Origin of the sequence: Motilimonas sp. E26 (genome assembly GCF_021278025.1) — a bacterium.
Lineage (GTDB): Bacteria > Pseudomonadota > Gammaproteobacteria > Enterobacterales > CBDFNC01 > Motilimonas.
This window is the reverse complement of sequence record NZ_JAIBHJ010000024.1, coordinates 24,295-29,352: the sequence shown is the minus strand read 5'-3', so window position 1 is coordinate 29,352 and position 5,058 is coordinate 24,295. Positions and strand designations below refer to the sequence as shown.

At 44.9% G+C, this 5,058-nt stretch carries 3 protein-coding genes and 3 tRNA genes; all 6 read left to right on the top strand.

The window, feature by feature from the left end:
* Positions 1-233 precede the first annotated feature (233 nt).
* Positions 234-2,834, top strand: a complete 2,601-nt coding sequence (alaS, locus tag K1M91_RS16800; protein ID WP_232803419.1) for an alanine--tRNA ligase — start codon at positions 234-236, stop codon at positions 2,832-2,834.
* 13 nt (positions 2,835-2,847) lie between these two features.
* Entirely contained in the window at positions 2,848-4,080 is a 1,233-nt protein-coding gene (locus K1M91_RS16795) for an aspartate kinase (protein ID WP_232803418.1), read from the top strand.
* 103 nt (positions 4,081-4,183) lie between these two features.
* Positions 4,184-4,366, top strand: coding sequence for a carbon storage regulator CsrA (gene csrA / locus K1M91_RS16790; RefSeq protein WP_232803417.1), 183 nt, complete (start codon positions 4,184-4,186; stop codon positions 4,364-4,366).
* A gap of 354 nt (positions 4,367-4,720) precedes the next feature.
* A tRNA-Ser gene (locus tag K1M91_RS16785) sits at positions 4,721-4,813 on the top strand.
* Between the two features lie 18 nt (positions 4,814-4,831).
* A tRNA-Arg gene (locus tag K1M91_RS16780) sits at positions 4,832-4,908 on the top strand.
* Between the two features lie 74 nt (positions 4,909-4,982).
* A tRNA-Arg gene (locus tag K1M91_RS16775) sits at positions 4,983-5,056 on the top strand.
* Positions 5,057-5,058: the final 2 nt, after the last annotated feature.

Sequence of the window (5,058 nt, the reverse complement as noted above, 5' to 3'; positions counted from 1 at the left end):
ACCGTGATATTCATGTTGAGTGTGCGCATTTAATTTTGTCAGTGGGGAGCGGTTGCTCAGCTTAGTCAGCCATGGGCTAATAAATGTTTATTATCCGATTTTGAAATCGCTCGGTTTACTTTTCCCTCGTGTTTCACCGTGATATATTGTGCGCATTTAATTTTGTCTATTTTACGGTTAAGCAATGAGGCTTACCGTAAATGGTTATATTCAGTTTATTTGGAACCTAATTCATGAGCCAATCCACAGCTGAGATCCGTAACGCGTTTCTTGGATACTTTGAAAGTAAGGGACACCAAAGTGTCGCTAGTAGTCCACTTGTTCCTGGTAATGATCCCACGTTGCTGTTCACCAACGCTGGTATGGTTCAATTTAAAGACGTGTTTTTGGGCATGGATCAGCGCCCATATACTCGTGCTACATCAAGCCAGCGCTGTGTTCGTGCTGGTGGTAAGCATAACGATTTAGAAAATGTCGGTTATACCGCACGTCACCATACTTTTTTTGAAATGCTAGGTAACTTTAGCTTCGGTGATTATTTCAAACGTGAGGCGATTAGCTTTGCTTGGGAGTTTTTAACTGAAGTTGTTAAATTGCCAAAAGAAAAACTCTGGGTCACGGTTTTCGAAGAAGATGATGAAGCTGCGGACATTTGGCTAAAAGAAATGGGTGTACCAGCTGATCGCTTATCTCGCATTGGTGCCAAAGATAACTTCTGGTCAATGGGTGATACTGGACCTTGCGGGCCATGTACTGAAATTTTTTATGATCATGGTGAACATATTTGGGGCGGTCCTCCAGGAACACCTGAAGAAGACGGTGATCGCTACATCGAAATATGGAACCTAGTATTCATGCAATTTAACCGTCATGCCGATGGCACGATGGAGCCTTTACCTAAGCCTTCGGTGGACACCGGTATGGGGCTTGAGCGTATTGCAGCTATTTTGCAAGGTGTGCATTCAAACTACGAAATCGACATTTTTCAAGCGCTGATCAAAAAAACGGCTGAAATTACTGGTGCAAAAGATTTAGAAGATAAATCGTTGCGGGTGGTGGCTGACCATATACGCTCTTGTAGCTTTTTGATTGCTGATGGCGTAATGCCTTCAAATGAAGGTCGCGGTTATGTACTGCGCCGTATTATCCGTCGTGCGGTGCGTCATGGACATAAGTTAGGTGCTACCGACACCTTCTTTTATAAGTTGGTTGCTGAGCTTGTTAAGCAAATGGGTGAGGCGTATCCAGAGTTAACTAAACAACAAGCCATTGTTGAAAAAATGCTTAGACTCGAAGAAGAGCAATTTGCAAAAACGCTCGATCGTGGTTTGGCTATTCTTGATGATGCGTTGATGCAACTTAAGGGCACGACTATCCCAGGTGAATTGGTATTTAAACTGTATGATACCTATGGCTTCCCTGCCGATTTAACGGCTGATATCGCTCGTGAACGTGAGTTAGTAATTGACCAAGATGGCTTTGAAGCGGCAATGCAAGCTCAACGTGAGCGAGCACAAAAAGCGAATAGCTTTGGTACAGATTATAACGACGCTATTAAGGTTGAGCATCAAACTCGCTTTTTAGGTTACAACGTAACCGACAGTAAAGCGAAGATCGTTGAGATGTTTAAACAAGGTGAGTCGGTAGCTAGCCTAGCTCAAGGCGAAGAAGGGATTGTTATCTTAGGTGAAACACCTTTCTATGCTGAGTCAGGTGGCCAAGTGGGTGATACCGGTGAGATTCAATTTCCAGGTGGCGCTTTTGTCGTGACGGATACACAAAAGTCCGGTAATGCATTTTTACATCACGGTTATATGTGTGGCGCTAAATTATCCGTTGGTGAAGAGATCATTGCGGTAGTTGATGAGCAAAAACGCAAAGCCATTGCCTTAAACCACTCGGTGACTCACTTACTGCATTCGGCATTACGTCATACTTTAGGCGATCACATCGGTCAAAAAGGCTCATTAGTGGATAGCGAGAAACTACGTTTCGACTTTTCTCATTTTGAACCGATGACCATGGAATCGATTCGTCAGGTTGAGTTTCTGGTGAATAAAGCCATTCGCGACAACTTCGAAGTGATCACTAAGGTGATGAACATTGAAGAAGCAAAAGCGTCGGGTGCTATGGCACTATTCGGCGAAAAATACGATGAAATGGTTCGCGTGGTACAAATGGGCGACTTTTCTACCGAGCTTTGTGGTGGTACGCATGCCAAGCGCACAGGTGATATAGGTTTTTTCAAAATTATCTCTGAAGGCGGTATTGCTGCGGGTATTCGTCGTATCGAGGCGGTTTCAGGCCCAGCCGCTATCGACTTCATTCATAACTTAGGTGAGCAAATCCAGCAAACTCTTGATCTGGTAAAGGGTGATCAATTCACCATTGGCGCTAAAGTACGTCAAGTTATTGATCGCTCAAAAGCCCTAGAAAAAGAGCTTGAGCAGTTAAAAGCCAAAATGGCGAGTCAAGCGGGTGCTGATTTAATTGGTCAGGCGATAGAACTGGGTGGCACCAGAGTGGTGGTGGCACACTTAGATGGTATCGAGCCTAAAGCGCTGCGTTCATCGGTTGATGAGCTGAAAAACAAATTGCAATCTGGCATCGTGTTTTTAGCGACTGTAAGCGAAGGCAAGGTAAGTTTGATCGCTGGTGTTACCAAAGATTTAACCGCTAAAGTAAAAGCGGGAGAATTAGTAAATATGGTCGCTATGCAAGTAGGCGGGAAGGGCGGTGGTCGTCCTGATATGGCCCAAGCAGGTGGTACTGACGCGGCAGCATTGCCTGACGCATTGAAATCTGTTCAACCTTGGTTAGAACAACGTCTGTAAAAGGAATACGCACGTGGGTGTAATAGTTCAAAAATACGGTGGTACCTCAGTAGGTACTCTTGAGCGAATCGAAGCAGTCGCCGAGAGGGTAAAGCGGACCAAAGAGCAGGGCCATGATGTTGTTGTGGTAGTGTCTGCTATGTCTGGTGAAACTAATCGCTTGATTGGTATGGCAAAAGAACTAGACTTAGATGCCAGCCGCCGTGAAATGGATGTATTGGTGTCAACGGGTGAGCAAGTCACTATCGCACTACTGACTATCGCTTTGCATAAAGTAGGTGTTGATGCGGTGTCGATGACTGGCGATCAGATGCGGATGAAAACTGACTCAAGCCATAGTAAAGCGCGCATTTTAGATGTTGAAACTGATAACCTAAAACAGCACATCGCTGAGGGTAAGGTTGTTGTCGTTGCGGGTTTCCAAGGTCGTGATGAGTTAAACAACATTACTACTTTAGGTCGTGGTGGTTCAGATACCTCCGCTGTAGCGGTGGCAGCTGCATTAAAAGCTGACGAATGCCAAATCTACACCGATGTTGATGGTGTTTACACTACTGACCCACGTATGGTGCCTCAGGCTCGTCGCTTAGATACTATTACGTTTGAAGAAATGCTTGAAATGGCGAGTTTAGGGGCAAAAGTTCTGCAAATTCGCTCGGTTGAATTCGCCGGGAAATACAGTGTACCCCTACGCGTACTATCAAGTTTTAAAGAAGGCTCTGGCACCTTAATTAGTTATGAGGAAGTAAACATGGAATCTCCTGTTGTATCAGGTATTGCGTTTAATCGTGACGAAGCGCGTTTAACTATTTGCGGTGTGCCAGACGAACCTTCAATGGCCGCTCGCGTATTATCACCGATTGGTGATGCCGGCATTGATATCGATATGATAGTGCAAAACACGTTAGGTGATGGTAAAGCGGATTTCACCTTCACTGTACACCGTGATGACTACCGTCGTGCGACTGAACTTTTAACTGCTGTCGCAAAAGAAGTTGGCGCAAAAGGTGTACAAGGTGATGAACATATCGCCAAGGTGTCTATAGTTGGTGTAGGGATGTGGAATCATCCTGGCGTGGCTAAAACCATGTTTGAAGTATTGGGACGTGAAAATATTAACATGCACCAGATTTCAACATCAGAAATCAAGGTGTCAGTATTAATTGATGAGAAGTACTTAGAGCTTGCGGTACGCTCGCTACACACTGCATTTGGCCTGGACGCTGAGCCAGAAGAAGGCAAATAGGCGAAAACCCTTATGCTTTAGAGGATATTGGGTATTACCTTTTTGATTAATATATGGATAATGGGATCCAATAAAGCAGAATAATGGAAACAAGGAGCTGTAAATGCTAATTTTGACTCGTCGTGTAGGTGAAACTCTGATGATCGGTGACGAAGTGACAGTGACTGTTCTAGGAGTTAAAGGAAACCAAGTGCGCATCGGTGTGAATGCACCAAAAGAAGTCTCTGTTCATCGTGAAGAGATTTATATGCGCATTCAGGCGGAGAAAGGCCCTGACCAGTTTTAATGCTAACAAATTGTAAAAAAGGAGCTTAGGCTCCTTTTTTTGTACCTGAAAAACGACATCGATAAGTTAATCTAACCAAGCTAGCGAGATGACTCGTTTGCTGAGCGCTCTTTTGGTCGTTAGGTGTATATCGCTATATAGCAGAGGACTCCGTTATTCAATTTCTGAATGGCACCTTGTGATAAGAGGGTTTGCAAAAGAGGAATGCGACCTTTTTATGTGATTTACCTCACTTTTATCTCGTTAAAACCTCATAACTTCGACAGTCTGTTTAAGAACTGTTCGAACAGAGCCTTTTTCTGAAAAACTGTTTGACATATTTTCGGCTGCGGGTAATATGTGCGCCACCAGAACGGTGAGGTGGCCGAGTGGCCGAAGGCGCTCCCCTGCTAAGGGAGTATGGGGTTTGTAGCCCCATCGAGGGTTCAAATCCCTCCTTCACCGCCATTTATGTTTTGGTATGACGCGCATGTAGCTCAGCTGGATAGAGTACCTGGCTACGAACCAGGCGGTCGGAGGTTCGACTCCTTCCATGCGCGCCACTTTCATTTTATTGCAGCAATTCGATTGATGCAGTAAATAAGAAATCTGCTAAACCAGACAAAAAGTTTACCGCGCGCATGTAGCTCAGCTGGATAGAGTACCTGGCTACGAACCAGGCGGTCGGAGGTTCGACTCCTTCCATGCGCGCC

Bases quoted from the DNA above. Each gene is read 5' to 3' on its own strand.
- csrA (WP_232803417.1), top strand. From the start codon at position 4,184: ATGCTAATTTTGACTCGTCGTGTAGGTGAAACTCTGATGATCGGTGAC.
- alaS (WP_232803419.1), top strand. From the start codon at position 234: ATGAGCCAATCCACAGCTGAGATCCGTAACGCGTTTCTTGGATACTTT.